The following is a 5,295-nucleotide window of genomic DNA, read 5'->3' as shown; positions in this document are numbered from 1 at the left end:
AACACCCAAGGCCCTTCGCCTGGACGAAGACCGCCGACGAGATCCTCGACAAAGTCGCTGCATACTGCCGACGAATCTCTGACTCAGATCACTAGAGCGGCTGCGGCACCTCGACCGGCTGCCCACTCCCCAGGGGCAAGGGCAGCCGGTCGAGGTGCGCCACAAACGCCAAGCCCCCGTCGTCCTGACGCGCTTGACCCCATATCAGTCACGGGTGCTCCACAGCAACGGAGCCTACGGCGCGTCCAAGGCCCCGCTCGTCCACGCGGCACGCAGCGCCTTCTTGTCCACCTTGCCGACCTTGGTCGTCGGCAGCTGGTCCAGCAGCACCGTCTTCGAGGGCGTGTACAACTCTCCCAACTCGGCGGTCACCGCCGCGCTGACCGCCTCCACGTCGACGCCGGCGCCGCCCTCGGCAGTGGCCAGGAAGATCTGCACGGCCTCCCCGTACTCCTCGTCCGGCACACCCAGCGCCGCCGCATTGCGCACGCCGGGCAGCGTGAGCAGGAAATCCTCCAGGACCCGGGAGTAGACGTTGTCGCTGGTGCGACCGGTGACGATGATGTCCTTGGCCCGGTCGACGAGATAGAGGTACCCCTCGGCGTCGAGATAACCCATGTCCCCGGTGCGCAGCCAGCCCTCCTGCAACGCCGCCGCGGTGCGCTCGGGATCCTCGTAGTAGCCGAGCATCACCGTCTCGCCACGGACGCACACCTCGCCGACCTGCCTGACGGGCAGTGCCGCCGTGCTGTCTTCACCACGGATCTCGATCTCGACGTCGGATATCGCGCGACCGCAGCTACGCCAGAGCTCGGGGCGCCGGGCTGCCTCCAAAGCGAGGTCCTCCGCGCCGAACGCGGTGATACCGAGCGCCTCCGACTGCCCGTAGCCCTGACTGAGCACGGGCCCGAACACCTCGACCGCCTGCTGCAGCCGGCTGGGCGACGTGGCCGCGCCACCGACGACGATCCGCCGCAGCGCGGGAAGGGCACCCACCTCGCACTTGGGGTGGTCGAGAACCGCGTACAGCATGGGCGGCACGAACATGGTGGCGGTGATCCGCTCCTCACGCAGGACCTCCAGCGCCGCACCCGCTTCGAACTCGTCCAGCACGACAAGGGTCGACCCCGTCACCAGAGCCTGGAGCGAGGTGAGGTGACCGCTGCCGTGCGTGAGCAGCGTGGCGGCGAGCACCCTGTCCGTGCCCTGGTCCATGGCCGGGAAGAACGCGGTGCCGGAATCGTGCGGGGCATCTTCCACCAAGTGCACCAGCATGTCGTAGAGCCGGTGGCTGTGCGCGGCGAGCTTGGGGCGGCCCAGGGTTCCGCCGGTGTACAAGACGGTGACGGCTTCGTCCGCCCCCGGGACAGGCACGCCGCCGGGGCGCACCGCCGGGCACTGGGCCGCCAGGGCCAGCAGGTCCGCGCACTGCTGCTCACAGGGCCCCAGGCTGAGCAGTACGGGGGCGTGGACACTGCGGCCGGCCGCGTCGGCGGCCCGATGCGCGAAGAGCGGATCGGTGACCACGACGCGCGCCCGGGACTGCTCGACCAGCGCGGCAAGCTCACCGGGCCCAGGCTCGGGCGGCAGGAACACCACGCGACAGCCGATGAGATGAACGGCGAGCTGCACCAGAACGGAGTCCACGCGGTTGGCCAGGAACAGCCCCACCCCGTCGCCGGGCTCGAGCCCCTGCCCGCGCAGAGCATGCCCCAACCTGAACAGCCGCCGCCGCGCCTGGCCCCTGGTCAGCCGCTGCGCCCCCTGGACGAGTGCCTCGGCGTCCTCGTCTGTGTCCCAATGCTCCAGAATGCGGTCTAAGTACGTCCGCGACTCGGATGTTTCCTGTGCGTTAACAATCACCAACACATCCAAACATGCTGCTCAGGAGCCGTGGCCTCGCGGGGGTCACCTTCGGCCACGCCCCGCTGCCGGCGGTGCGCATAATGGACCGCCGGGTGCGGTGTGGTGGCGCGCCAGACACAACGCCTGGCCAGCTTCCCTCGCCGATGCCCTGCACAACCCCGACGACGAGGCCGCCTTCCCACGCCGCCAAGCCGTCCAAGAGGACAAGAGGCGCCGGCGGTAGGAGCAGACGAAGCAGGAACAGGACGGAACACCAGGAGCGCCTGGCCCGGTGGGAGCGTGAGGAGGCCGTCAAAGCGGCAGCCGTCGGAGCGGACCCGACATGCCAGCAATGCGACTGCCCGCTGAAGAAGACGACTGCTTCCACCTAGTCGGGCGGGAGCTCGTTGACCACAGTGCACCAGATGCCCATCGCGGACTTGCTGCTTCACCTCAGCGCCGCCCAGGACCAGACGTCCGCAGCCGACCCCTACCGAGACGTCGACCGGAACGACGAAGCGCCCAGCATGTACGCGACATCCGGTGACTGGTCCTACGTCCTGAAAGGACCGCGGCCGGTGCTCCTGGGCCCAGTGGCCGGCACGACGGAGGCAGCCGGGTCGACACCGGGCCCGAGCAACAGCTGATCTGCGTGAACCCGAACACCGCCGTCAACCCAGCTATCTTGCGTACGAGCCCGGGGACGGCGTGGTGCACGTGCGCAACTTCGGCGACGATCTGACGACCTAACGACCTAACGACCTGACGACCTGACGACCTGACGACCTGACGGCCTGACGACCTGACGGCCTGACGGCCTGCCCACAGGCCATACCGGGCGAGGGCCTGGCCTGGCTGGGGCAGCGCCTCACGTCGCCGGGCGCCGTAGGCCCGCCCGGCTACACGATCCCTCAGCGGCATGCCCTGCCGGACGACAGCTGCGGGGCCGGGGGCTGCACGCCCTGCTGTGGCAGACCATCGACGAGGCCCTGGGTATCCGCACCGCCCCGCACCCAGGTCGAGGCCGGGCAGCTGTCCACCGACCGGCTGGCCGGGCCCTACGACTGAGAAAAGAAAGTCGTAGGGCCCGGCCACTCAGCACAAGCGGACAGCCATCACCAGCCTCAGAAGTGGAACGTGCCTGGGAAGTGGAACTGGCCTCTGAGCACGACGCTCACTCAAGGCCCAGGTACTCAGGTGACGGGTGGGCCAGTTCGGGGTGCTCCACCACGTACCGATCACCGTGAATCGCCAACATCGCCCAGTGCCACGCCTCATCGTGAAACAACAGCCCACGGTAGGGGGCGTCGGCCGGCTCGTACGGGTACCGCTCCACGGCAGCTTCCCGCGCCCGCGTGGGCGTGAGCCCACCATGCTGCTGCATCACCCACGCGTAGCCGCGCCGCTCGGACTGCAGACAGTCCAGGTAGTCCACCTCACTCCACTTCACGACCCCACCACCAAACGCCCACCCCGGACCTGCCCTGATCTCGCTCCATGTCATTATGCGGACGCGTCCCAGGGAGCGGGCCGCGTCTACTGGTTGCCAGGGGGTTGGGGATGGGTGCGGGTACGGAACCGGACGGCTCGTCCAGATCCGACGAGGAGTGGGAGCGGTTTCTGCGCGAGTCGGTGGCCGGTGTCGCCGACGCACCCAAGGAGCCATCGGCTCGGGCCCGCGACGTGGCCAAGCGGCTGCGCGCGGAGCCCGACCGCGACCTGGAGAGCTGGCGCAGCTACACGCCCGCGCGGCCCAAGCGGCGCACAGGCTGGTACGCGGCCGGGTTGCTGACCTCGCTGGTGCTGCTGGCCCTGGCGCTCGCGCCGGAGCGGATGGTGGACCTGTTCGCCGGCACCGACTCCCCACCACCCACGGCCGAGACCGCCCGCCCCACCCAGGCGCCCCCGATCCAGGCGGCCCAACGCCCCACCACGGACGAGCCGTTCCGCGGCTCACCGGCAGCGCACTGGGCGAGCGGAGCGGCCGGCATCACCGTGCCCAAGGCCGGGGCGGTCGGCTGGATGAGCGCCGCCGAGGTCGAGCGGGCCCTGGCCCGCAGCCGGGACTTCCTCATCGCCTCCAGCCTGGACCGCGGGGTGCTGCGGGGCGAGCGCCCCGAGAAGGCGATCGCACTGATCAACCCGCACCAAAAAGACGTCCAAAACCTCCTGAAAACCGCCTTCCGCACCCCGAGCGAGAAAAACGACCCCCTCCTCCTCTTCAGCCGCTTCCAGCCCTCCCACACCCACCTGGTCGGCAACGTCGTCAAGACCCGTGGCCGACTCACCTACCGGGAGGGCAAGCGCGGCGCGCTCCAGGTGACCGCCGACGTCACCTTCGTCTACCCGGCCACCCGCCCGCACCGGGGCGGCGACGACGAGATCGTGCGCACGATCGTCCGGCGCGAGCTGGTCCTGAGCTGGGACGACCCCGACAAGGTGATCACCGAGCCAGGCACGTTCTCGATCATCTCGTACAAGTACGACATGACCAACGGCGGCTGCGGCCCCCCGACGGGCTACTTCACCCCTCCCTTCGGCACGGACCGCCAGGCGGACGAGACCGGCACGCAGATCGACCCGTACGACCGCAGCACGCCGGTCGGCCGGGGCGAGCCCTCCGGGAACGAGTGCGACAGGGCCACGCGGTCCTAGCGATGCTTGGCCAGGTCGACCCTGGGGGGCGGCGGCGCAAACGGAGCTCCCACCGAAGCCGCTTGGTGCGCCGTCACGCCCGACCCACTGCGTGAGGCTGCCAGGCCGCGGTGGAACGCCAGCCGGCTCATCGCCGGCCTGGCAGCGTGAGGTCACCGGCCCGGTGACCTCACGCGACTTCTATGTCCACCGCATGCCGATGGCAGTCAGCTGCTCCACCCGCTCCGGGGAGAGCGCAGCGGCCCGGGATCGTTGGTTGCTGACCCATGCACCGAGCTTCAGCTCCCGGATCTCTTGGTCCTCGCCGCTATCGTCGTCCTTCTCGCCGTTGATGACGATCCGTTCGAGGTGCTTTCTGGGTACTTGGAGGTGGCCTTCGCGTTGGTAGTACTGCCGAGCGGCGAGCAGGTTGAGGGCCCATTTGTCGGCTTGGCTGGTCCGTGGCTTGGGTTTCTCGTCCTCGGTGGCGGGTTCGATGCCGAGGATGTGTTCGCACATCCACTGCTGCGCCCCGGTGAGTGTGTCCCAGCCGAGCCGGACCGAGCGCACCCATCGGCCCAGGTCTTCGCCCTGATGCACGACGGCACCCGGTTCCATGGGCAGCGTGCCGCCGGCCTCCAGGTGGAGCCGGGCGAGGTGGAAAGCGCGCTGCCACTCCACCGGCCAGCTCGGGCACCACGAGGGGTCGATGTCCTCCAGCTGCTGAGTCTCACTTCGGTGTCCGGTGAAACTCTCATTCTGATGTCCTGTGCTTCCCTGTTGCCGTAGCCCTTTTCACGTGCTCATTTGCAGATC

General features: G+C 69.2%; 5 protein-coding genes. 2 read left to right on the top strand and 3 right to left on the bottom strand.

From position 1 onward, the window contains the following. Window positions 1–234: 234 nt before the first annotated feature. Window positions 235–1,869, bottom strand: a complete 1,635-nt coding sequence (locus tag ACZ7MX_RS39690; RefSeq protein WP_472139592.1) for a class I adenylate-forming enzyme family protein — start codon at window positions 1,867–1,869, stop codon at window positions 235–237. 401 nt (window positions 1,870–2,270) lie between these two features. Here ACZ7MX_RS39690 and ACZ7MX_RS39685 point away from each other — a divergent pair, with 401 nt between their 5' ends. After that, window positions 2,271–2,492: a hypothetical protein gene (locus ACZ7MX_RS39685; RefSeq protein WP_472139590.1), complete on the top strand. Its 222-nt coding sequence runs from the start codon at window positions 2,271–2,273 to the stop codon at window positions 2,490–2,492. Window positions 2,493–3,019: 527 nt separating this feature from the next. On the opposite strand, the gene ACZ7MX_RS39680 is transcribed toward ACZ7MX_RS39685, so the two are convergent. Further along, window positions 3,020–3,280, bottom strand: a complete 261-nt coding sequence (locus ACZ7MX_RS39680) for a hypothetical protein (protein WP_472139589.1) — start codon at window positions 3,278–3,280, stop codon at window positions 3,020–3,022. Window positions 3,281–3,405: 125 nt separating this feature from the next. Here ACZ7MX_RS39680 and ACZ7MX_RS39675 point away from each other — a divergent pair, with 125 nt between their 5' ends. After that, complete coding sequence (locus ACZ7MX_RS39675) at window positions 3,406–4,500, top strand: hypothetical protein (protein ID WP_472139588.1); 1,095 nt, start codon at window positions 3,406–3,408, stop codon at window positions 4,498–4,500. Window positions 4,501–4,680: 180 nt separating this feature from the next. Here the strand turns inward: ACZ7MX_RS39675 and ACZ7MX_RS39670 are convergent, their stop codons facing one another. Beyond that, complete coding sequence (locus ACZ7MX_RS39670) at window positions 4,681–5,160, bottom strand: helicase associated domain-containing protein (protein ID WP_472139587.1); 480 nt, start codon at window positions 5,158–5,160, stop codon at window positions 4,681–4,683. Between the last annotated feature and the right edge of the window lie 135 nt (window positions 5,161–5,295).

The organism is Streptomyces sp. NPDC107765 (assembly GCF_055657085.1).
Note: the sequence above shows the minus strand (reverse complement) of the source record. Positions and strands in the feature narration are given on the sequence as shown.